20 protein-coding genes and 1 tRNA gene are annotated in these 24872 nt (G+C 37.4%); 2 read left to right on the forward strand and 19 right to left on the reverse strand.

Going from position 1 to position 24872, the window contains the following annotated elements:
• Positions 1-23: 23 nt before the first annotated feature.
• The 3 genes from ACMGDK_RS02920 to ACMGDK_RS02930 all read right to left on the reverse strand — a co-directional run bounded on the left by ACMGDK_RS02920 (position 24) and on the right by ACMGDK_RS02930 (position 3624).
• Positions 24-1064 (reverse strand): hypothetical protein, encoded by a 1041-nt coding sequence (locus ACMGDK_RS02920; protein ID WP_436806553.1) that lies wholly within the window; start codon positions 1062-1064, stop codon positions 24-26.
• A 500-nt stretch (positions 1065-1564) separates the two neighbouring features.
• Positions 1565-2911, reverse strand: a complete 1347-nt coding sequence (locus tag ACMGDK_RS02925) for a LuxR C-terminal-related transcriptional regulator (RefSeq protein WP_436806554.1) — start codon at positions 2909-2911, stop codon at positions 1565-1567.
• Positions 2912-3183: 272 nt separating this feature from the next.
• Entirely contained in the window at positions 3184-3624 is a 441-nt protein-coding gene (locus tag ACMGDK_RS02930) for a hypothetical protein (protein ID WP_436806555.1), read from the reverse strand.
• An 832-nt stretch (positions 3625-4456) separates the two neighbouring features.
• Here ACMGDK_RS02930 and ACMGDK_RS02935 point away from each other — a divergent pair.
• Positions 4457-5995, forward strand: coding sequence for a phage tail-like protein (locus tag ACMGDK_RS02935; protein ID WP_436806556.1), 1539 nt, complete (start codon positions 4457-4459; stop codon positions 5993-5995).
• Between the two features lie 85 nt (positions 5996-6080).
• Here ACMGDK_RS02935 and ACMGDK_RS02940 read toward each other — a convergent pair.
• From ACMGDK_RS02940 to amaB, 11 genes are all read right to left on the reverse strand, one after another.
• A tRNA-Ala gene (locus ACMGDK_RS02940) sits at positions 6081-6154 on the reverse strand.
• A gap of 170 nt (positions 6155-6324) precedes the next feature.
• On the reverse strand, positions 6325-6804 hold the full coding sequence (locus ACMGDK_RS02945; RefSeq protein WP_436806557.1) for a MarR family winged helix-turn-helix transcriptional regulator: 480 nt from the start codon (positions 6802-6804) through the stop codon (positions 6325-6327).
• A complete protein-coding gene (locus tag ACMGDK_RS02950) occupies positions 6801-7298 on the reverse strand; it encodes a GNAT family N-acetyltransferase (RefSeq protein WP_436806558.1) in 498 nt (165 codons plus the stop codon). Before ACMGDK_RS02950 ends, ACMGDK_RS02945 begins: the two co-directional genes overlap by 4 nt.
• Positions 7299-7455: 157 nt before the next feature.
• Positions 7456-8871 (reverse strand): efflux transporter outer membrane subunit, encoded by a 1416-nt coding sequence (locus ACMGDK_RS02955; protein ID WP_436806559.1) that lies wholly within the window; start codon positions 8869-8871, stop codon positions 7456-7458.
• Between the two features lie 89 nt (positions 8872-8960).
• Positions 8961-12107, reverse strand: coding sequence for an efflux RND transporter permease subunit (locus ACMGDK_RS02960; protein WP_436806560.1), 3147 nt, complete (start codon positions 12105-12107; stop codon positions 8961-8963).
• A gap of 2 nt (positions 12108-12109) precedes the next feature.
• Positions 12110-13294 (reverse strand): efflux RND transporter periplasmic adaptor subunit, encoded by a 1185-nt coding sequence (locus ACMGDK_RS02965; protein ID WP_436806561.1) that lies wholly within the window; start codon positions 13292-13294, stop codon positions 12110-12112.
• Between the two features lies 1 nt (position 13295).
• Entirely contained in the window at positions 13296-13751 is a 456-nt protein-coding gene (locus ACMGDK_RS02970) for a transcriptional regulator (RefSeq protein ID WP_116011749.1), read from the reverse strand.
• A gap of 116 nt (positions 13752-13867) precedes the next feature.
• Entirely contained in the window at positions 13868-14380 is a 513-nt protein-coding gene (locus ACMGDK_RS02975) for a GNAT family N-acetyltransferase (RefSeq protein ID WP_436806562.1), read from the reverse strand.
• A gap of 309 nt (positions 14381-14689) precedes the next feature.
• The gene (locus tag ACMGDK_RS02980; protein ID WP_111953226.1) at positions 14690-14920 is read right to left on the reverse strand and encodes a DUF2007 domain-containing protein; all 231 of its coding nucleotides are present in this window, start codon (positions 14918-14920) and stop codon (positions 14690-14692) included.
• 62 nt (positions 14921-14982) lie between these two features.
• Positions 14983-16308 carry an L-lysine 6-transaminase gene (gene lat / locus ACMGDK_RS02985; RefSeq protein WP_436806563.1) on the reverse strand — a complete coding sequence of 442 codons (1326 nt, stop codon included), beginning with the start codon at positions 16306-16308 and terminating at the stop codon, positions 14983-14985.
• 101 nt (positions 16309-16409) lie between these two features.
• The gene (gene amaB, locus ACMGDK_RS02990) at positions 16410-17960 is read right to left on the reverse strand and encodes an L-piperidine-6-carboxylate dehydrogenase (RefSeq protein WP_436806564.1); all 1551 of its coding nucleotides are present in this window, start codon (positions 17958-17960) and stop codon (positions 16410-16412) included.
• 136 nt (positions 17961-18096) lie between these two features.
• Between amaB and ACMGDK_RS02995 the strand changes: the two genes are divergently transcribed.
• A complete protein-coding gene (locus ACMGDK_RS02995; protein ID WP_429933927.1) occupies positions 18097-18249 on the forward strand; it encodes a hypothetical protein in 153 nt (50 codons plus the stop codon).
• A 110-nt stretch (positions 18250-18359) separates the two neighbouring features.
• Here the strand turns inward: ACMGDK_RS02995 and ACMGDK_RS03000 are convergent, their stop codons facing one another.
• From ACMGDK_RS03000 to ACMGDK_RS03020, 5 genes are all read right to left on the reverse strand, one after another.
• Positions 18360-18554, reverse strand: coding sequence for a type II toxin-antitoxin system antitoxin (locus ACMGDK_RS03000; RefSeq protein WP_426048923.1), 195 nt, complete (start codon positions 18552-18554; stop codon positions 18360-18362).
• A 149-nt stretch (positions 18555-18703) separates the two neighbouring features.
• Complete coding sequence (locus ACMGDK_RS03005) at positions 18704-19570, reverse strand: SPFH domain-containing protein (RefSeq protein ID WP_436806565.1); 867 nt, start codon at positions 19568-19570, stop codon at positions 18704-18706.
• Positions 19571-19877: 307 nt separating this feature from the next.
• Positions 19878-23147, reverse strand: coding sequence for a c-type cytochrome biogenesis protein CcsB (gene ccsB, locus ACMGDK_RS03010; RefSeq protein WP_436806566.1), 3270 nt, complete (start codon positions 23145-23147; stop codon positions 19878-19880).
• Positions 23148-23343: 196 nt separating this feature from the next.
• Positions 23344-23937, reverse strand: coding sequence for a Crp/Fnr family transcriptional regulator (locus ACMGDK_RS03015; protein ID WP_436806567.1), 594 nt, complete (start codon positions 23935-23937; stop codon positions 23344-23346).
• A gap of 73 nt (positions 23938-24010) precedes the next feature.
• Positions 24011-24655, reverse strand: a complete 645-nt coding sequence (locus tag ACMGDK_RS03020; protein ID WP_436806568.1) for a cysteine hydrolase family protein — start codon at positions 24653-24655, stop codon at positions 24011-24013.
• Positions 24656-24872 lie beyond the last annotated feature (217 nt).

Genomic DNA, 24872 nt, shown 5'->3' on the forward strand with positions numbered 1-24872 from the left:
CTTTTTTGAAGGTACTGAGTTATTTATTTTCCTAGATAAACAAACATATTTACACTTAAACTCTGAGGCTGTATATTGATAGCCTGCTGTGCTACCCCTCCATTGACACTGTTAGTTGTAAATGAATGGGAGTGCGGATTCTGATGCAATGCATTAGTATTCACATTATCGCGATTTCTTGTTCCCGTACCAATTTTTCCTGCTAAAAAAGTATATGAATAGTTATCAGTTGCTGGTTTACCATTGTTATTAATAATATCATACTTTATAGTAGGTTCCACTGAATTTGTTGTACCGGATAACTGAAAATTAGGCAGTTGATTTCTTGATATTGTACGTGAGTTGTTACTATTTATACTTCCCAATCTTGTACCGTCCTGCACTAAATAGGAGCTGGTAGCATTAGGAATATATGATGAGAAACCTAAAGAATTTGCCGCTGCTCTTTGGGTACTGGTCAGATTACCTACTGGTCTTCCATCCAATTTTACCCAGCCGCTATGATCAGATTTTGAAAAGCTAGGTTTAACATCGCCAATATTTTGTGCTCCATCGCTGCCTCCGACGATAGATCTCCAGTATGAATTACTGAAAACAAATTCCAATGCCTCACCATTAGGAACAGTAACTCCATCCAATTTTGCACCAAATCCACCTTTAGTATTATTATATACAATAAGACGCTGACCAGGGTTAGGAGCGGCAAATGCTTTAATGGTTATTGTTGCCGTAGCAGTGCCGGTAAGCTGTACCTGGCTCACATTGATGGGTACAGACACTGCATTGCCCGTAACAGCTAATATGGTTTCACGGTTGGTAATCGCTCCGTTTACATCCAATGTTGTACCGGGAGCTGTAAGGCCAAGCCCCACATTACCGTTGGAAGTCATCACTAAATCGTCTTTAACCTGAACGGCAGTTGGAGTACCTGTTGACGGATTATTTTTTAACCCGTCAACATTAAATACTCCCTGAGGACGACTCGTATTAACACCAACTTGTGATTTTACCATGAAGGAAAAGGTAATAAACAAACCTGCTAATAATAATTTTTTTTTCATCATCTGTGGAACTAATCATTTGTTAGTACAATATTAGTCTACTTGAGATCTGTTTAGCAAATTATCCCTACATCACATATGCATATCAAGTACATCATTTATGCATTATACACATATTACAGACTTTTCGAAGTATAAATATAATTCATACTAAACATGCTTCTGAAATGTTCTCAATACATTTGAGGTTATCTCTTCATGATACAACAAAAAAATTAACACCTGCGTTTAGTAAGTTAAGCAACAATACTAAAGAATGACTAAGTTAATTGACTGAACGACATCGCTGTTATTTACTCTGACATTTGTCTCAAAACCTACGAAATAAATAGAAAGAATAGTTGTTGTGTTTAGTTAGAAAATATTTGGAAGTGAAAAGCAACAACAGAATATTCGAATAATTTGTGTAAGAAAATATTAAACCCAGTCACAATGCTTTCAGAAGGAAATGAATAATTGCAATAAATGTGAGATCAAAGATCTCACATTTATCTAATCTACATCTATGTATCTGATAATGATCTGAAAAAATGATGCAGATCAACCTCGCTTTCTAAATTCAGTTTTTTTCGTATCCTGTACTTTTTTGTCTGTACGGATCTGTGTTCCATAGAGGTAGACTGAGCGATTTCCTTTGAAGAAAATCCAAGCCATATCATGGCGCAAAAGGATAGATCGGATTTGGAAAGGTTAGGATTAATTTTTAGCAGTTCATTACACAATTCTGGGTATGTTTCCTGAAATTTAGGAAAAAAATCAATATTGTTTTCTCTGGCAAGCTGTATGATACTGTCATAATTTTCACTCAGTTTCTTCCTTAATTTTTTTGTTTCTTTTTCTATTTCAATAATTATTTTGTTACTTTCTGCAAGTTTTTTTCTCTTTTTTATGATGCGTAAATAAAAATAAATTGTCAATGCAATAATCAATAGTAATGAGATACCTCCGTACCACAAAGCTATGTTGCTTTTAGTTTCAAGCTGAATTTTTTCTTTTTCTTCATTCAGTTTAGTAATAGAAAGATCTATAGCCTGGGTCTCGTTATTGTCCAGACTGTCTTTCAATGAATTTGCTTTTTTCAGGTATTCATTTTCTTTATTAGGATTGCCTGCTTCTTTATAAAGTGCGGACAATTCTTTATAGCTTTCAAGCATAAGAACCGGCCTTTTGACCTGCTTTGCAAGCTCAATTGATTGTTTCAAGGCTATGATCGCTTCATTGTTTTTTTTCTGACTTTGCAGGAATAATCCATAACTACGCAAAACAACAGCTCTCTGATATTTGTTATGCTTAAAATTTTTAGTCTTCAAAAGATCAAAAGCTTTCCGGAAGTAATATTCAGCAGAATCAGGTTTCTTAGTGTAAAAAATATGATGCTTCCCAGTATTAGCCATATCTAGCGGATTAGGCTCTATTTTAATCGCTTTATGAAGATAGATAAGTGCAGAGTCAGGCCTATTAACAGCATGCATAGAAACGGCTCTGGTTGAATAAACATAGCGTAAAAATAAGCGGCAGTCACGGTTATCTTTTCTTAATTTTAAAGCATAATGCATAGCTTTCGAACTGTAATCCAGAGCCAGGCTGCTGAGGTTCATTTTATGATAAATCTGGGAGTACTCCTGATACAGTTTACCGGAAAGAAAATCATCCTCACTTCCTTTAGATATATCTGATGCTTTGTCTAAATATTCCAGACTTTTTTGGGTATCTCCTTCAAATAAATACCGGTTCGCAATATTCACATATCCCATTGCCTCTCCGTTTCGGTAGCCAATGTCAACTGCTGATTTTATAATTTTTTTATTCCAAAGGATGAGATCTCTATCAGGTATCCTTGTTCGAAGCACTTCGTTCGTTTTTATCAATAGAGAATCAATATCTCTTTCGGTATATTGTTGTGAAAATAATTTGGAACAACAGATTATGAAAGAAAAACAAAATATTATATTGGTTTTTTTAAAAAAAAGAATCATGATAAATAATTACATAAAGATAATAAAGAATTGAGATAAACCCAACATATCTCTCAATTACAACACTTTAGCTAGGTTAAATGTATAAAATATTACAAAATTGACATAGAAAACACTTTATACCTAACAATTTATTTTTAAAATAATTATTCCTTTTTGAACGTTACTTTTTCTACATTTTTATCGACAATGATCATTAGTTTTGGAATGGTAGCAAAAGATTTTTTTTCTCCATTTTTTACCTGATAGTGACAAATGGCTTCACCCGTTTGGGTTTTCTCAAGTTTTACAGGAATTATTTCAACGGCTCTGTCGGTTTTGGGATGGATCAGGACAATTACATTTTCTTTTGAAAAATCTATAGGGGTTGGCTTTCCGCCTTTTCCCATAAAAGCTGCCTCACCAAAAAGTTCGTTAAACTCAACCTGATTGGTTATTACTTTTTCTACAAATTCATTTATCTGAAGATTGTTTTTTATAAAATAGTGCTGTGCCGTTTTATAAGGCATTACTGAGGTAGAATTATTTTTATTGGTCTGACAAGAATGAATAAAAATAATAAAAAGTAAAAAAAATGCTTTTTTCATGTGTTTGTGTTATTTAATATACTTAATAAAATAGATTAAGACTATTTTCTCATGTATATGTGAAATGTTTGTGTTACTTCAGGCAATATTAATAAAAAAGCAGGAAAATAAACAACAAATACATACATCATAAATACAACATCCATACAGATTGGCAGTCTTTAAAATACTTTATAGCTAAAAAAACACATGTTAAGTGTATAGATATTTAGATCGTTTATTCATTTTGTCCATTAAGATTTTAAATGCATGCTTTACTGACACCTACTACAATAAAGTATACTAAATTTTCCATCTGGCAAAGATGCTCAAATCCTCTTCTACGAAATACGAAGAGCTTATAAAGTAATATCAGTAAAATTTAAGATTAATGTTAATGCAGAAGATTATAATTAAAATACTGTTGATTCCCCTTACTGTTTGCAATTGTTTCAAAGACCGACTGGTTGTTCTGACGGTCCTATTCACGAATGGAAGCAAGAATAAATGCTCAGGCATCTTTAAAATTGATTTATTTAAGGCATAAACCAGCTATTCAGGTATTTTTATTTTTTTCTCATCTATTTGTGATTTATTTTATTAAGACTTTTTTCATAAAATATTCATTTTCATCATTAATGATGTATATATGATGTATGTATGAGGCATTCTGTTTTAAATTAAAACCTTCAATAAGTGTTATATTTGCGCCTCATTTAAGCTTAAGGAAAGTAATATGAAAGACCAGCTTCTATGTTTAAAGTTGAACAATATACAACAGTAACTGACAGACCATTTAATTAAAACACAAAATATCTATATGAAGTAATTTCTAATTATTTATTGATACATTATGAAAAAAAATTTATTACTAGCAGGCATGCTTACCATGTTTTCACAGGTGGCAAAATCACAGGTGGGAATTAATACCCCAACCCCGGCAGCAACACTTGACGTAACAGCTAAAAATAGCACAGGTACAGCTTCAGCAGTAGAAGACCTGCTTGTTCCCAGAGTGGACAGGCAAAGAACTCAGAGTATGAACGGAGTTCCAGTGTCAACACTAATCTATGTAAACAGCATAAGCACGGGAACGCAAACCGGAACAGCTATAAATATTGATGCTGTAGGATATTATTATTACAATGGAACAGCTTGGGTAAAGCTGCATAATCCTGCAAATGCTGTAACTGCCAATATCTACAATTCGGACGGAACTCTTACCGGAAACCGTACCGTTACGCAGGGGGCTAATAGACTTGCATTTACAGGGACACAGACCAATGCATTTTCTGTAAATGGGAAAAATCTTTCAGTGGATGCCGCCAATAGCAGAGTGGGAATTGGTACCACAGCTCCTTCTTCTTCCCTATCGGTTCAAAATAACCCGGGAGCTACAACCAATACCATTTCCGCGGGAATTGAAAACTGTGGAACTCCATGCGGACAAGGAGTATCAAGAAATATTACTCTGTATAATTTAAATAGCACAGGCGGCCAGTTTGCTGAGTTGGGTTTCATTCCATCAACATCTGAAACAGGTCTTTCGGGGGCTAGCATTACAGGTATTGACCGTGATGCAGTCAACAGTTATGCCGGTTTACAGTTTTTCACCAGAAATGCTACAGATTTTGCGCCAAGAATGACTATCAAATCCTCAGGAAATATAGGTATTGGTACCACAAGTCCTACCAATAAGCTTCATCTCGAATCCAGCACCAGCGGAGCTTTGAAAATTGCAGATGGAACACAAGGTACGGATAAGGTTTTAACATCCGATGCCAATGGAGTGGCAACATGGAAGGTTTTGCCGGCCGCGCCTGCTTCTGCCAATATTTATAACACAGATGGTACCCTGACAGGAAACCGTACCGTTACACAGGGAGCTAATACCCTGGCATTTACAGGGACACATACCAATGCATTTTCTGTAGATGGAAGTACCTTCTCAGTGGATGCAGCCCTTCATCGTGTAGGTCTCGGTACCACAACACCAGATACTAAACTTACCATCAGTACACCTGATAATAGTTTCGGTTTAAATCATACCAATGGTACGGTTAATCTGAAAACGTATATCGGAGCAGGAGCAGGTTATGTAGGGACCACTACTCCAAATAATCTGAATCTGATGGCAGATAATGGTGTAAGAATGACAATTACTCCTGCCGGGAATGTAGGTATTGGTACCACAAATCCTACCAATAAACTTCATCTCGAATCCAGCACCAGCGGAGCTTTGAAAATCGCAGATGGAACACAAGGTACGGATAAGGTTTTAACATCCGATGCCAATGGAGTGGCAACATGGAAAGTTTTGCCGGCCGCGCCTGCTTCTGCCAATAGTAATAGCTATTCTCCTAATTATAGAGGTTATGCAGATTCCATCTAAAAATAAAAAATCCTGTAATTATTGAAAATCACAGGATTAATAAGCTTTTTTGAGCATTTTGACGAAATTTTAATCATCTGCTTAGTGGAGAATACGGGATTCGAACCCGTGACCTTTTGACTGCCAGTCAAACGCGCTAGCCAACTGCGCCAATCCCCCTACTTTCTTAAAGCGGTACAAAAGTAAGTATTTAAACTACATATCCAAATATTTTCGCTCTTTTTTTATCATAATCCATACTAAATTTTTCCCCTGTCATTCAATACTTGAAGCGGTTTGGTCATAAAAAAGGAATATAATATTCAACAAATTGCTGATATTCAAATGATTCAATCTGCCTTCTTCATCTGCATAGCACGCTGGTAAAAAGACTGCATAGCAATTTTTTCTTCAGCCTCATTAATGGCTGCCAAAAGATGATTCTCATTGTCTGCAATTTCTCCCAGTACTTTTGAGACCAATTCCCAAACCGGCTTCATTTTTTCGATGAGTTCAAGGCCTTTTGGAGAAAGTATAATCAGTCTTCTTCGCTCATCCTCCTTATCTTTTTTGGATTGAATAAGCTTCTGTTTTTCCAGCTCCTTTAGCAAGCTTATGGTTGAAGGATGTGTATACCCTATTTCGTTTGCAATTTCTACTACACTCAGCATTTTTTTGTGGTGCAAGGTAAAGATTACAGGAAACCATTTAGGTTCAAAGTCAATGCCGAAAGATTTATAGATCATGGCACCATCTTTTCTGAGCTGCTCACTGAGACGCTGCAGCCTCGTTGAAATGGCCAAGATTCCTGATTCATCTATTATATTCATACAGTCTGGTTTACATTTAAAGTATAGAAAACATTATCAGCATTCATCAAAGGAAAACGGGTCGGTAAATCTTCTTTTTTAACCTGTATAAAATGATTTCTTTCATAAAACCGCATTGCCGCTTTCAGTATTGAAACTGTTCCTAAATATATAGCTTCTATTCCATTGTCGCGACAGAAAGAAATCAAAACTTCCAGAAGTTCCTGTGCAATATTCAGTTCTTTTCCTCTGAATTCTTTTTTTACAAACATCTTTCTCACCGCTCCTTCCCTTTCATCAAATTTAACCAATGCTATGGAGCCTACCAGCTCTCCTTCTATAAAAGCTCCCCAAAAGTTCCCGCCAGATTCCATATAGAAGTTCTCAATCTCTTTAAGATCAGGCTGGTCTTCTATTGTAATAGGTACGTTAAATTCTTTCTGCTGTATAGTAAGGATCAAATCAATAAGCTGTTCCGAATAGCTATTATCCAATTGCTTGATATTTATTTTCATAAGTTTTATTTTATATAACAAAACTACGTAGTTAACTACATATATGCAAATAAAATTATTATTTATATTATTTTTAGCTTTATTATTCAAGCAGTTTTTTAAATAAAAAACGTACATCGTTGGATGTACGTTTGTATTATTAATCAAAATGAAATTATTATTTCCATCCACCACCAAGGGCCTGATACAGCTCTACAGCAGCTTTCATTTTATTGTATTCCGCATTGGAAATATTCAATTCTGCATTCAATGAATTAACGCTGGCGTTCAGTACTTCAAGATAGTTTGCCATTCCATAGTTTACAAGCTCCTGAGAGTATTCTACAGATTTTTTATAGGCATCCAGCTCCTTTTGCTTTAATTCAATAAAGGAATCCTGAACCGAAAATACCCGAATTGCATCTGATACCTCTTTTCCAGCCGTAAGAACGGTCTTTCTGAAATTCAGATAAGCGGTTTCCCGGTTGGCAAGACTTACATCATAGTTCGTCTGGATCTGTCTCTTATTTAAAATAGGCTGTGCAAGACCGGCTACCACATTGGCAAACAATGAATTTACACTGAATAAATGATCAAGGTCTACCGACTGCAGCCCTCCGCTTCCCGTAAGCTTTAAAGTAGGATAAAACTGAGCTTTTGCTGAATTGGTCAGCTCGAATGCATTCATAAGATTATATTCCGCTCTCATAACGTCCGGACGGTTAGCTAATAACTGTGCCGGATATCCTAATTTAAGATCAATCGGAAGCTTCTGTGTTTCCAGGGTAGATCTTGCAATAGAATGAGAAGGCTCTCCCATCAGAAGGCTCATGGTATTTTCAAGCAACTGAGTCTGAGTCTCAATATCAATCAATAAAGATTTTGCATTAAAAACAAGAGCCTCACTCTGCTGTACAGCTACTTCTGTGACATTTCCTGAGATCTTCAATGCTTTGGTAGTTTCTAAATTCTTTTCTCTTACTGCAATCGTTTCATTGATGATCCTTTTTTGAGCATCAAAAGTTAAAAGCTGATAATAAGCAGAAGCAATAGAGGCTACCAGATCACTTTTCACTGCTTTATGGGCAGCAACTGTTCCCAAATAAGTAGCAAGCTGTGCTTTTTCCTGGGCTTTCAATTTTCCCCAAAGATCTGCCTCCCATCCTATGCTTGCTGTAATATCGAATTGGTTGACATAACGTCTTTCTCCGATGATCTGCCCAAACTGGGTATTGATAGACTGTGTCTGGAATGTATAGTTCGGACCTACGGAAAGAGTTGGCTGGTAGGCTGCTTTGCTCTGTTTCAGATAAGCTTCTGCGGAACCAATGCTCTGCAGGGCGATCCTGATATCTAAGTTGTTTTCTAAAGCTTTGGAAATATGTCCCTGCAATACAGGATCTGTAAAAATTTCTTTCCATGAAATAGCTCCAATACTGGCACTGTCTGAAGGCAGCATATCTGTGCGGAAAAGCTTTTCGTCGACAACATTTTTCGGTCTCTCATACTCTTTTCTGGCCATGCACGATGTAATGGCGCCCAGTATGACAGCTGAAAAAGTTATTCCTTTTATGATGTTTAATAAACTCTTCATTATTTGAAATTAGAAGTTAGATATTAGAGGTTAGAAGCTAGATTTAGAACTCATTTCTAATATCTAACCTCTACCTTCTCTAATTAATTTTATTCTGCTAAACTGATTTCTTCTTTTTTAAGCGGCTTCACTTTTTCCTGTAAAGTTTGGAAAATCACATACAAGACAGGGATTACAAATAGTCCTAAAATTGTACCTATTAATAATCCAATCGCGGCACCCGTTGCAATAGATCTGTTACCTACCGCACCAATTCCACTCGCTAAAACCAATGGTAATAAACCGAAAATAAAAGCAAATGAGGTCATCAAAATTGGTCTCACCCTGGCTTTAGCCGCATTGATAGCGGACATGACAATGGTTTCACCATGATGCCTTCTCTGGACCGCAAATTCAACGATAAGGATCGCGTTTTTCGCTAATAGTCCCACAAGCATGATCAGGGCGATCTGGAAGTAAATGTTATTTTCCAAGCCCATAATCTTCTGCCCGAAATAAGCTCCCATTACCCCAAGAGGAAGAGAAATTACAACGATTAGCGGAAGAATATAACTTTCATACTGAGCAGAAAGAATAAAGTAAACAAAGACTAAGCTTAATCCGAAAATCAGAAGAGTCTGAGAACCTGAATTTAATTCTTCTCTGGTTAATCCGGTAAATTCTACTGCATAGTTTTGGTTCAGGGTTTCACCTGCTACCTGCTGTACAGCGGTAATGGCATCCCCGGAACTGTATCCTGCAGAGTTTGCTCCTGTCACCTTCACCGAAGTAAACAAGTTGTAACGGCTTACAGACTGAGGTCCGTATGCTTTTTTCAGAGTGACAAACTGTGAAATAGGTGACATTATTCCGGACCCTGTTTTTACATAAAGCTCGTTCAGGTTTTCGATATTTCTTCTGTTTTCAGGAAGCGCCTGAACCATTACTCTGAACTGTTTTCCATACTTTGTAAAGTCGGCAGTATAAATACCTCCGATATACCCCTGCATGGTAGCCAGGATATCACTTACGGAAACTCCAAGCTGTTTAGTCAGAGGAACATTGATCTCCATCTGATACTGAGGATATTTTGTATTGAACGAGGTCTGGGCAAACTCAATTTCTGGTCTTTCCATCAGCTTTCCGATGAATTCATTTGTTTTATTATCCAGATCTGCATAATCTCCACCGGATTTATCAAGCAATACCATTTCAAAACCGGCGCTGCTACCAAATCCGGGTACACTTGGCGGTTGGAAGAATACGACTTTGGCATCAGGAACGGACCCTACAATTCCAAATAATTTTTTGGTGATATCTTCTGAAGTCTGTCCGTCTTTTTTCCTTTCGTCAAACGGTTTCAGCTTAACGAAAGCAAGACCGTTGTTACTTCCGTTTCCGGAAAGGAATCCTCTCCCGGTGGAAATCGTCACATTCTGTACTCCCGGAACTTTCATTGCATTAGCCTGAAGTGTCTTTAGGGCATTGTATGTTCTTTCCATGGAAGCTCCCGGAGGAAGCTGAACGTCTGTAAAGATAATTCCTCTGTCTTCTGTAGGTACAAAACCTTTTTTCATAGTGCTGCTTGCCCAGAATAAAATACCTCCTGTAACAGCGAAAATAATCAGGGTTACCCATTTATGTCTCAACAGGAATACAAATCCTCTTCCGTAACGCTCAGTGGCTGTCTTGAAAGCAATATTGAATTTATAGAAGAATTTTTGAAGGAAATTAAGACTGCTGTATTCTTTGTGATGTTCTGAGTGAGGCTTTAAAAATAATGAACATAAAACCGGGCTCAGAGTCAAGGCGTTGATCGCAGAAATAATGATCGCTATAATAAGAGTAATCCCAAACTGCTGGTAGAAAACTCCCGTAGGGCCTGTAATAAAAGTTACCGGAATAAATACCGCTGCCATTACCAAAGTAATAGAAATGATAGCTCCTGTGATCTCATCCATTGCTTCTACAGTTGCTTTTTTAGCATCCGCAATACCATGTTCCATCTTGGCATGGACGGCCTCGACGACGACAATCGCATCATCCACCACAATACCAATAGCCAGTACCAATGCGAATAAGGTTAACAAGTTGAGTGAATATCCAAATAAATTCAGGAAGAAGAACGCTCCCACAATAGATACCGGAACTGCAATAGCCGGGATCAGGGTAGATCTGAAATCCTGAAGGAAAATATATACAACAATAAATACAAGAATGAAGGCTTCGATCAGGGTATGTACTACTTTTTCAATAGAAGCTTCAAGGAATTCGTTCGTATCAAAGTTAAAGGTATACTTGACTCCTTGCGGAAAGGTACCTTCAGCCGATTTCAGATATTCTTTAATATTTTTAATGATCTCCTGGGCATTGGATCCCGGAGTCTGGAAAATTCCCATACTGATGGAAGGGTAGTTCCCATTTTCTCCGACACCGGAATAAGACTGGCCGGCAAGTTCTACTTTGGCCACATCTTTCAGCATTAGGCTTTGTCCGTTTCCAAGAGATTTGATGATGATATTATCATACTGCTCCTTATCATTGAACTTACCAACATATTTGATGATATATTCAAAAGAGCTTCCGTTGTTTTGTCCTATAGAACCTGCTGCTGCTTCTCTACTCTGTTCGTTGATGGCATTGGTAACATCTGTAGGCGTTACACTGTAAGCCGCCATTTTTGCAGGATCCAGCCAGATTCTCATGGAATAGTTTTTACCGCCGAAAACGTTGGCATCCCCAACACCATTGATCCTTTTAAGGTTAGGAATAATATTGATATTCAGGAAGTTTTGAAGGTATACATCATCAAGATCCTTATTTTCGGAATAGAAAGACATATACATCAGGGCACTGGTCTGCTGTTTCTGCGTTACCACCCCAGAACGTGTTACTTCAGAAGGTAAAAGCGGCGTTGCTCTTGCTACACGGTTTTGTACGTTTACGGCCGCAATATCCGGGTCTATTCCCTGTTTAAAGAAAACCTGAATTTGAGCAGAGCCGTCGTTTCCGGCACTGGAAGTGATATAATCCATTCCTTCTACCCCATTGATCTGTTCTTCCAGAGGTACTACAACACTTTTCATCACAGTTTCCGCATTGGCTCCTGTATAGTTCGCAGAGACGCTTACTGTAGGAGGTGCAATATCCGGATACTGGGTAACCGGCAGCGAGATAAGTCCTAAAACACCGAGTATAACAATAATAATTGATATAACGGTGGATAAAACCGGTCTGTTAATAAAATTTTTAATCATTTTTAGAATTTCGGTTTTATTGATTGAACAAGACTATCCATTTTGACTTTTTTAGGCTTAACGGCTGTTCCCGGTTTTAGTCCTCCAATACCGGCAGCAACAATGACTTCTCCTTTGTTCACACCAGATTTTATAAGAGCGAGATTATCTATTCTGTCTATGATATTTACAACAACATTTTTAGCGGTATCTTTCTCTACTTTGTAGACATAAACAATACCCTGTTGCTCGTAAGTTGCACTTTCCGGCACCACCAATACATTATCATAATGCTGTGGGAATCTGATGGTTCCACTGTTGCCATTACTTAATAATTTCTGGGCATTGGTAAAGGCTACTCTGAACTGGATTGTTCCGGTTGTTGGGTCTATCTGTCCGGTAATTGCTTCAATTCTTCCTTTTTCAGGATAGAGGCTTCCGTTTGCCAGCTGCAGTTCTACCATCGGAAGGTTTTTAATCTTTTCAGGCATAGATGCACCCGGAGATTTTTCCAGGAAATCAAAATATTCTTTTTCATTCATTGAGAAATAGGCAAAAATCCCAGAAGTATCGGAGATCGTCGTTAATGCTGTCTGATCAGTAGGTCCTACCAAACTTCCCACTTTCAATGGAAGCCTTCCGATTACTCCGGAAATAGGAGCACGGATGATAGAATACTCAATATTGGCTTCTACTCCTTTATAATTGGCAACTGCCTGTCTTTTTGCAGCATTCGCCTGTTGCAGCTGAGCCTGAGCCTGGGCCAGGTTAGCCTGAGCTGTCTGCAGCTGTACACTGCTGATGATATTTTTCTGAACAAGAGGTTTCAACTTATTAACTTCTACCTGCGCCGCATTTACAGAGGCCTGTGCTGCTGCAATTGTAGATTCTGCAGCACCGATACCGGCTTTGGAAGCAGCGGCATTTTCGGTCAGGATATTGGTTTCAAGACGGAACAATGGCTGTCCTTTTGTTACATACTGTCCTTCGTCTACCAGCACCTGAGTAATATATCCCTGAATTTTTGCGCGGACATCATTGTTAACTCTTCCCTGTATCGTGGCCGGAAAGGTCTGATAGCCCACTATATTTTTAGACTCCACAGAAACTACAGGATACGGTTTTGGTCCGTCCTGTTTTGGAGCATCTTTTTTGCAGGCTGTAAGTGAAAGCGCTGCAATAGAAAGTATAACTAGCTTATTATTCATTTTAAAGTTTATTAAGAGATTCCTGAATATTTTCTATGTTCTTATTTAAGAGAGCTTTGTACGCTTCTATGCGTTCGTTGTATTCATTATCATGATTTTTTTTAAAGTTGTTTAAGTCATCCAGTAATTTGAGTTCGTCCTCCATTTTTTGAACAATTTTTTCAAATCTGATTTTTTTATACTCATCATTGATGAAAAAATACCGTTTTCGCTCGTCCATTTTGTTGTGGTCAATAATCAGCTGCGCATTCAGCAGTAGTGATATACTGGTAGAAACAGAACTTTTACTCGCGGAAAGTACTTCCACAAATTCATCAAAGGTGATTCCCACTTTTTCGTAATCGAAAAGGAGGTAAGCATAAATTTTTGAAGCTAAAGGCGGTAGGTTGAAAACGGTGCCATAAAATTTTACGGCATCTTGAAAAATTTTTTCATCAATTTCTATACTTTGGTGCATAATATAAAAATTTTGACAAAAGTAGAAATTAGTTCAGAACTAAACGAACAAACATGATAGAGTTTATAAATAGACTGTCTTTTAAAAATTCAATGAAACATGATTTAACTTTTGCTCTAAATTATAATCTTTTCATAGGCTTTTCTCATTCCTCCGGCCAATAATACTTCACCACAATAGGAATAACCCTTGCTTTCAAGGATCTTCAGCATGGCATTATTATCATAATTCGTATCTACTTTTATACTTTGGACTCCGTGAGATCTTGTAAAATCTTCAATGTGATCAAATAATTTTTTCACCATTCCCTGGCCTGCAAATTTTCCGTCAACGGCTACTCTATGCACGACAACGAATTCCCCGTCGCTCAGCCAGGCTCCTTCAATAGTGCTGTAAGCCGGTTCGTCATTTAAAATCAGTGCTGCATATACGGCAATTTCTCCTTCAACGGTAAGGACGTATCCAAAGCCTTTTGAAATGTCACTTTCTACGGTTCCCAGATTGGGATATCCGTTCTGCCATTGGGTACTCCCGTCCTGTTTTCTTCTTTCAATGGATTGTTGGATAATTCCCCAAATTATATCCCTGTCATCAATTTCAGCTTTTCTAAGTTTGGTCTCTGAATTCATTGTTGGTTGTTTATTGGATTGAATGATTTAAGTATTTAAATATTTAAAAATTAAGGATTCGGATATTTTAGATTTAAGTTTTAGCTAAGTTAATTGTAACTTTTAACATTATAAAGCCTGCCTCTATTGAATAATGTGGTATAATTGAATTATAATCCAATATTTCCAAACTTCTACATCTCAAATAATTTTTAAATTTTTGAATGCTTAAATCTTTTAATAATTTATATCATTTGAATCAAAAAACCGAAAACTAATTAAAATTAATTTTCGGTTCGAAGTAGTAAAATTTAAAATTATGAAATTGTTTTATTGATTTTCACTTTGTTGAAGATAAGCATCTATAACTTCAAATGCATTCTTCTCGTCTTCCAGCTTTACCATAATTTTTAATGACGTTGCGGTAGGCGTTGTCGTAAAGGTAAGGTAATTGTTCTCGACGCTGTTTGTAATTTGTGCATCATCCAATTTAGACTTTATTAGCTGGATTTCTGAAGGCTTGTCACTTTCAAAAACCGATACTCTCGTACTTCTTTCCATATTCTATATCGTTTGAGTATCTAAATATACGATGTATTTTTTAAAATTACAAATCTTTGAATTTAAATTTTATTAATATTGTTCTCTATTTTATCAATGGCCAATTGAATTTCTTCCTGGGTTACGTTCAGATGTGGTCTGAAACGAAGTGAATAGTCTCCACACGGAAGAATGATCAATCCATCCTTTAAAAGCTCGTTCATTAAACGGTTCCTATCTTCTGCTGAAGGCAGATCTATAGCACACATCAAGCCTCTTCCTCTTGCATTTGAAATTTTCTCAGGATATTTCTGAGCCAGCTCTTTTAATCTTTCCAACAGATAATCACCAACTACTCTTGCATTTTCAACCAGGTTTTCCTTTTCGATAACTTCCATCACGAGTTGAAAACGAAGCATGTCGATAAAGTTTCCTCCGAACGTAGAATTGATCCTGGAGCTTTCTCTGAAAACGTTATTCGGGATCTCATCAAATTTTTCTTTATTAGCCAAAACCCCACAAACCTGGGCTTTTTTCCCGAAAGAAATAATATCCGGTTTGGCTGTAAAGTGCTGAAATGCCCACATTTTACCTGTAATGGCAATACCTGTCTGAACTTCATCAAAGATCAGTAAGATTTCATTCTGGTCACAAAGGTTTCTTAAGCCCATTAAGAACTCGTCTCTGAAGTGATTGTCACCACCTTCGGCCTGGATAGGCTCAATGATGATGCAAGCTACTTTATTAGGGTTTATAAGAATTGCTTCTTCAATCTGAAGAAGAGCCAGCCTTTCATTCTTGATGGTTTCCTCTAAATTTTCTTCTGTGATTGGAAAAGATAGCTTAGGATTTAAGATTCTTGGCCAGTCAAACATTGGGAAATACTGATATTTTCTAGGATCGGAGGTATTGGTTAGGCTTAAAGTATAGCCGCTTCTTCCGTGGAATGCCTGTCTGAAATGGATACAGATCCCGGCTTCCGTCTGAAGTCCTTTTTCAAAATTCTTACGGGTTTTCCAGTCAAAGCATGCCTTCATTGCGTTTTCTACCCCTAAACTTCCACCTTCGATAAAGAAAGCATACTGCAGTTCTTCAGGAATCACTACTCTTTCAAAAACTTCCAGAAAGTGTGCATATTCCTCTGAATACACGTCTGCCAAAGTGGGTTTGTTGACAGCCATTTTTCCCAGCCACTCTGATCTTTCTACCAGATAAGGATGGTTATAGCCTATTGAAGCTGATGCAAACATAGAGAACATATCCAGGTACTCTTTGTCTGTGAGCTTATCGTATAGCCATGATCCGTGGGATTTTTCAATATCCATCACAAAATCAAAACCATCTGCCAAAACGTGTCTTCCTACGGTTTCCTTTACTTTATTTACTTTTATATCAATTGTTTGTTCCATAATTAAAATAGTTGTGTGATTTAATAATTGAATGATTAAAAAGTTTAAACATTCAGGTTATTAATTTTTAGTTTTTTATTGAATTGACTTAAACTTAATTTTTATAAATCAAATTTAATTCCTTGTGCTAAAGGAAGTTGAGCCGTATAGTTTATAGTATTGGTTTGTCTTCTCATATAGTATTTCCAAACGTCTGAACCGGACTCTCTTCCGCCTCCTGTTTCTTTTTCACCACCGAAAGCACCGCCTATTTCAGCACCTGAGGTTCCGATGTTTACGTTGGCAATACCACAGTCTGAACCTGCATGAGAAAGGAATAATTCTGCTTCTCTTAAATTCTGTGTCATGATAGCAGACGATAATCCCTGAGGAACATCGTTCTGAATAGCAATAGCTTCCTCCAATGTTTTATATTTAATTAAATACAGAATCGGCGCGAAGGTTTCGTGCTGAACGATCTCGTAAGAGTTTTTCACTTCTGCGATGCATGGCTTCACATAGCAACCGGATTCGTATTCTTTTCCGCTTAAAATACCTCCTTCAACTACAAATTTTCCACCTTCTTTCTTACATTTCTTGATAGCCTCTTCATACTGATTCACTGCATCTACATCGATAAGTGGCCCTACATGGTTATTTTCGTCCAGTGGATTTCCGATTTTCAATTGTCCGTATGCTTTTACCAGTCTTGTTTTTACTTCGTTGTAAACGCTTTCATGGATGATCAGTCTTCTTGTAGATGTGCATCTCTGTCCGGCCGTACCTACCGCACCGAAAACAGCTCCGATAATAGACATGTCTATATCTGCATCTTTAGAGATGATAATTGCGTTGTTTCCTCCTAATTCAAGGATAGATTTCCCGAATCTTTCTGCTACTTTGGAAGAAACCATTCTTCCCACTCTTGTAGAACCGGTGAAGGAAACCAAGGAAACCCTTTTATCATCAACCAGCTTCTGCCCGATCTCGTGATCAGCAACCAGTACACTTGAAATACCTTCAGCAAGATTGTTCTCCTTTAATACTTCAGACATAATGTTCTGACATGCGATAGCGCATAGTGGTGTTTTTTCTGATGGCTTCCAGATCGTAACGTTTCCGCAGATCCATGCTAAAGCTGTATTCCAAGCCCATACGGCAACCGGGAAATTAAAAGCAGTGATGATTCCCACAACACCAAGCGGATGGTACTGCTCGTACATTCTGTGACCAGGTCTTTCTGAATGCATCGTATAACCATGAAGCTGTCTTGAAACCCCTACTGCAAAATCGCAGATGTCAATCATTTCCTGAACTTCTCCAAGACCTTCCTGAAGAGATTTACCCATTTCATAGGAAACAAGTTTTCCAAGGTCATCTTTATATGTTCTTAATTTCTGACCTAACTGTCTAACGATCTCCCCTCTTTTAGGAGCAGGGATGGATCTAAATTCCTGAAACGCCTTCTGAGCCGTCTCAATTACTTTGTCATAATCACTTTCTCCGGAAGTCTTAATTTTAGCGATTAGCCTGCCATCTACAGGAGAAAAACTTTCTATCGTTTTCCCCGAAGCAAAATATTTTCCGCCCACTGAAGTCCCCTTATTTTCTTCTTTAATACCAAGGTTTTTGAGTGTTTTTTCGATTCCGAAATCCTTTACTTTTTTAGACATAAAATGTTTACTTTTCGTTTCCTCTAAAGATAGAAATATTATGCGAACCTCAAAATTTTAATTTTTAACATGCTTTTTATTTGGACTAATTATAAACATGCTTTATCTTTGTGATGTAATCTTTTGACACTCAGACATGGAAAATTTACCGGAAAATAACAACTCTAAGTTCAAGAAGTGGTTCAAGCGTGTAGGCTGGGCAGGATTTGCTTTTTTCACGATCAAAGGCTTGATTTGGCTCGTTATATTCTATTTTGGAGCGGATACGCTTCAGAGTTGTATAAAATAAAAAAGCAGAGAAATTTCTCTGCTTTTCTTTTTAATAGGTTAACTGAATTGCTATTATACTGTTATAGGTTGGATTAAGATCAATTTTCAGTCTCATCTTTTCAACTTACTCTATTCTTCGTCTTTCTTTTTCCTTCCTGAATTGACCAGGCTTTGATGCAACAAATACTCGATCTGTCCGTTCACACTCCTGAATTCGTCATTCGCCCACTTCTCCACCAGCTTATAGGTAGCTTCGTCGATTCTTATGACGAATGACTTTTTGCCTTTAGTTTCAGAGGATTTTGAAGTTTTTTCCGATTTCATTTTTTCTCTTTGCCTGTTTAATAATACTTTTTTAATAACGCAAAAGACGCAAAGATTTCGTTTAAATAAACTTTTGTACCAGTTCGCAAAGGCGCTTTACTCAGCTAAGTTTGTTATGAAATCTAAGTATTCATTTTTCTCTTTTTATTTTAATTATAAAGAGTTCCTGCATTTAAAATGGGCTGGGCAGCTTTTTCACCGCAAAGCACCACCATTAAATTACTCACCATAGCCGCTTTTCTTTCATCATCAAGCTCTACGATATTCTCCTCTGAAAGTTTTTTCAGGGCCAAATCTACCATTCCAACTGCACCTTCCACAATCTTGGTTCTTGCGGCTACGATAGCTGTTGCCTGCTGTCTCTGAAGCATAGCTCCTGCAATTTCCGAGGCATAAGCAAGGTGTGAGATCCTGGCCTCCTGAATCACGATTCCTGCTTTTGAAAGACGGTCCGTAAGTTCCTGTTCCAGAATTGAATTGATCTTATCGCCACCTTCTCTTAAAGTAATCGGGGCATGATCATCTTCTAAATTATCATACGGAAAACTCATCGCCAAATGACGTACTGCTGCTTCACTCTGCATTCTTACAAAGTCCGAATAACGCTCCACATCAAAAGCCGCTTTATAAGTATCTCCTACTTTCCAAACCATTACAACAGCTATTTCAATAGGGTTACCCATTTTATCATTCACTTTCAGAGTTTGTCCCTGAAGGTTTTCTGAACGCAACGACATTTTCTGTGAAGAGTACAAAGGGTTGATAAAAAACAATCCATTGTCTTTTACGGTTCCTACATACTTTCCAAAGAAATTCAGCACTCGCGAATGGTTCGGCTGAATGATCATCAGGCCTTTCAGAAAGAAACAGAACAGCAGAAAACAAAGCATCGAAATAATCACAAAAGTGATACTCTTCTCAACTCCGGAAATAAAAAAATAAACCGCTCCGGCAAATAAAACAAGACAGAATACTAATGCCAGATAGCCCGACATGGGCTTTAATACTTTTTCCATGATTGTAATTTTTTAATTTGATATTATTTTGATATCATAAAGATATGTATAAATTTTGAATTTTGAGTTATGAGGAATGATTTTTTTAATGTAGGCCCCAGGATGCAAATGGGAGCAATTCGGATCCTGTAAGATATTAGCTTTTTGACTACCGTCTTTTAATTTTGCAAAAATTCACCCCTTCATGGAAATGGAATCAGGACCCAGATAAATTGATAAATAAAATAAACTTTGTAAATCTGGACTTTGTCTCACAAAAAAATCCCGGAAATAAATTCCAGGATTTTGATTTTATATTTATAGAAATCTACTTCTTCGTTAAAACTTTAAACTTGAAGTAAGAAGCTGCTGACAATAGAAACATTGTTCCTAATCCGATGTATACCCAAGCCGGAACCGGAACCGGATCTCCAGCTGCGTAGGAGTGAAGTCCGCTCAGGTAATAATTAACTCCGAAGTACGTCATTACCATAGAACAGAATGCAAACATTGTTGCTACGTGGAATGCCCATCTGCTTCTTAATCCCGGAACCAATCTCATGTGCAGTACAAAAGCATATACCATGATAGAAATGAAAGCCCATGTTTCTTTCGGGTCCCAGCTCCAGTATCTTCCCCACGATTCATTGGCCCAGATACCACCTAAAAAGTTTCCAACGGTTAAAGCAAAAAGACCGATCGTCAGTGACATTTCAGAAACGATAGTTAATTCTTTCAATGTGGTATCGTGGTGAAGCTTGTGAGTGTCCTTATTGGCGATAATAAAGAATACTAAACAGATTACAGCAATAATCATTGACAGGGCAAAGAAGCCATAACTTGATGTAATGATCGCTACATGAACAATCAGCCAGTAAGATTTCAATACCGGAACAAGCGGTGTGATCTGAGGATCAAGAGCTGAACCTCCATGCGCAAATCCCATCATGATAACTGCTACCATAAATCCTGCTGCAGGGATCAGAGCATTGGCATTTCTGTAGAGAACAAGTCCTGCCGTAATACCTACCCAAGAGATAAAGATAATCGCTTCATATCCGTTACTCCAAGGTGCGTGCCCTGAAATATACCATCTTGCTACAAGGCCTAAGAAGTGGCAAAGATATCCGACTAAACCTATAGCAATGATTAGTTTGATTATTTTATTTAAAAGCTTATTAGATTTGAATAACTCTACAAATCCCAAGATCAGAAGTAGTCCTCCGATCAGAGTGTAGAAGATTAATAATTTGAAATTGATATTCACTTTGTTCATGAAAACTTCAAGATCTACTTTAGATTTTGCAGGAACTACTGCCTTACCCCACTTCTGCTGATAATCTGAAAGTTTTGCCAGTTCAGCATCTGCCTTGCTCCAGTTTCCTGTTTTCTGAGCGTTAAGAGCTTCTGCAAAATAAGGCCCCATTACCTGCTGCGATTCCATATCCGGCTCGAATTTTTGATCCAGCCAAGAATGCCATGTGTGGTTGGCATCATTTTTTACAGGAACGATTCTCATAAACTGACCACTGAAAAACTCGTTGAAGATCTGTACTCTTTCGTTTACAGAAATCACTTCTTTATCATAATTAGTCTGTTCAGAAGGTTTTTTACGGAATGCCGTATTGTAATCTTGTTCCAGAATATAGGTAAGATTACCGTTGGCATCTGCCGGGAAAAGATTCATCAGCGAAGTGTACCCTTCATCATCGGCCTTTGTTTTGTTTTTTAATTCGTCACCTCCTTTTGTTCCTACTTTAATCATAGGAACCATAGTCCAGCTCGGTGTATCTGTATTAATCGACAGGAACCATTGGTTAGCCGTAAGAGACTTTCCATCTGTTCCTTTGAATTCGTCTTTCTTATATAACTTTCTTAAAACATCCAGAGCCTCCGTGTTGATAGGAACAATTCTTCCTTCAAAATTCTGAACCAGAAGATATCCGAATTTGTCCGCATGCTCTTTGCTGATTCTGTTTCTTGCAATGATTTCATCCGGAGAGATAGATCTCATTTTGTTCATTGGTGTTGCCAGAGAGTTCTGTTTGGGAGCAGCAGCATCAAGCGGCTGGACAGATGGAGCTGGTGCATGTGTATGTCCGTCACCTTCTACGTGTACATGTTCTCTGCTTCCGTCAGTGGTCCCGTGTGTTTCAATTTTCTGTGCGTTTAAGCCTAAACTTAATAGCACTAAAAGTACTGCTGCTGTCTTCTTTTTGTTAACATCGGTCAGCATTTTATTAAGTTTCCAGAAGTGAGTTCCTTTCCAGAAGAAGATCACAAACATTCCTAAGAACAGAAGTCCGTATCCGATGTAAGAAATGATCGTTCCCCAGAAATCGTGGTTTACAGAAAGTACTGTTCCCATTCTGTCCGGATCAAAACTTGACTGGAAGAAACGGTAACCTTTATGGTTCAGAACGTGGTTCATGTAAATTTTATATGGGGTTTCTTTTCCTTCGTCAATGATCTTTACGTGGCTTTCGTAAGCACTTGGAGATGAACTTCCCGGATACGTTTCCATCACGAAATCATCTAATTTCAATGCAAAAGGCGTATTATATACTTTAGGTCCGAAACCTACCATAATATTCAGACCGTCCATTGTCACCTGCTTATATGCATTCGGGTTTCCTTTTTCTACGGAAAGATCTACCATTTGCTTTGTTTTTGGCCCCTGAAGTTCTATTCTCATTACATCAGGTACCATGGCATCTTTCTTTTTATCACCTTCAAAAGCCATCAGTCTTCCTTTTTTAAGACCTTCCGGAACAACCAGTTTCAGTTCGTTGATGGTATATAAGCTTCTTAATACCAAAGGCTGGAATTCATCTTTCTTGGTGCTTCCTGTAGCCTGTGTTGCCATGGTCATAAAGGCTGCATCAACAGGTGTCTTGATGAAGAGTTTTCCATCTTCTTTTTTGAATTCTACTGCACCTTCAATCGCTCTGTTGAACGTTACCAAAGTTCCGTTGATGGATTTTGTTTCTCCCGGCTTGATGTAAATATTCTGTCTTCCGGTAGTTCCTGTAGATACCAGGTGAAGGTATTCTGCGCCGTTGGGCTCAGCAATTAAGCTGTCTTTTTTTCTCTGGATGTAGTCTTTTGTAAACACCTTTATTTCCTTTCCGTGGAAATCATAAGTTGCCTTAAAATCTTTATGCAGTGGAGACATCAGATAAGGAACATCCTGATAATTAAGAATATCTCCTTTCTCTTCAATCTGGATCTTAAAGAAATTCTTATCCGTCACAATCTCATTGGAAGTTTCACCTTCCCGGATGTGCATTGTACCTTCAAAACTGATATATCTTGTAATAGCACCTCCTATAAAAATAAGGATGAAAGAAAGGTGAAATACCAGAACAGGCCATTTTTCCCTTTTCCAAAGACGATATCGAGCGATATTTCCTATGAAGTTGAGAATGAGCAGAAACATGATTAGTTCAAACCATTTTGCTTCATAAATTAGCGCTTTAGCTGTAGGAGTTCCGTAGTCGTTTTCTAAGAACGTTGCATATGCCATCGCAAATGCATACACCAGTAACAGCACAGCCATTGTTCTGGTTGAGATAAGAATATCTTGGAGCTTCTTCATGATTTATTTTACTTGACTTGCAAAAATAAGGATGATAAACAACAAAGAGGCTAAAAAAAGCTGTTTTTTGTCATTTAAAAGCCTATTTCAGTTATTTTGAACCATTCTTAATAGTATAAAATTTATTAAAGAAAATTCAATTTTTAAGATCATAGGATTCCGGATATAATATTCCTATTCCAACGATTGAAACTGTCTATTCCTCAGGCTGTTTATTCAGAGAAGTCTTTTTTCTGATCTTACTCAAAAACTCATGGCTAATTCCCAGATAAGAAGTTACCTGCTGCTGGGTAATTCTCTGTTCAAGTCCTAGGTATTTTTCTAAAAACTCAAGGTAGCGTTTGTCTGCAGTTTTCCCGGTTAAAGAAAGAATTCTTCTCTGCAAAGCCACCGAAGACCGCTGATTCATGATTCTGAAAAGTTTTTCTATCCGCGGCGCCTCTTCATAAAGCCTCTCTTTATCTTTCTTTGAAATCATCAGAACTTCACTTTCTTCAAGAGCTTCTATATTCAGGATAGATGGAATATTATTGATTAGGCTGTCTATATCAGTTATCCACCATCCTTCCACTGCAAAATATAACGTCTGTTCAGATCCGTTTTCATTCAGATAATAGACCTTAAAACAACCTTTCACCACAAACCCTTCAAAAAGGCAATAATCTCCTTCCCTGAGAACAATCTCTTTTCTTTTAAATCTACGAAGTTTGAAAGGTCTGCCAAACCGTTCAAATTCTTCATCGGAGAGTTCAAGATATCTGCTGATATTTTTATAAAGGAGATCAAGCATGCTCTGTTTTACTTATACAGTATAAAGATACCCATATTATGGATACCTTTATTACCGATTTATAGCTTTAGAATTATTTTCTGTTCAGAAAATCTCTCGTATTGATAATCTCTGCGTATAGATTTCCTAAAGCAGACATCCCGGCAAGAAATGATCTTTGTACTTCTGCCCCTCTTACAATCTGTCCGGACAGCTCTCTGTCCCTTGTTGCTGTAGCATCTCCGATCACTGTATTCCTAAATCCAAGATCGAAAGCTGCTCTTGTGGTAGAATCTACACAGACATCGGTCATCATTCCCGTAATAACCAAATTTTTAATATCGGCTTGCTGTAGATATTCCAACAAATCTGTTTCGCGGAAACTGTTCGGGAAGTGTTTGATAATTACTTTCTCATTGCCTTTAGGGGAAACCAAAGAATTGATTTCAGATCCTGAAGTACCGGGAAGAAAAAAATCGGCACCTTCATTCAGAGCAATATGCCTGATGTGAACGACAGGAAGATTGTTTTTCCTGAAATAGTCTAAAACCTTCCGGGCATTGCCACCTGCCTGTTCTGCTCCGGACAGTTCCATTTTTCCTCCAGGAAAATAATCATTCTGTACATCGATAATTAATAAAGCCGTGTTTTCCATGTTTCTTTTTTGTTGTGCATTGATTGTTACTAATGAAATTAAAGTCAGGCATAACGCCAGAGTGTTTTGCAATAGATTTTTCATTTTTTACGTTTATTAAACTTTATGGAACAAAATTAGTGGAGCAATAATTGCTGGCATTTGAACTAATTCAAAAAGTACCTGCTGTATTACATTTCAAAGAAAAAAATATCTTAAAAACGCTGTATAATTTTAAAAAATAACCCTAAATTACGCTATCTTTTTGAAGAAAAAAAGATTCTATTAATGTTGAAAAAACATTAAATTTGCCACATTGATA

This window comes from Chryseobacterium hilariae (assembly GCF_051400735.1).
GTDB lineage: Bacteria > Bacteroidota > Bacteroidia > Flavobacteriales > Weeksellaceae > Chryseobacterium.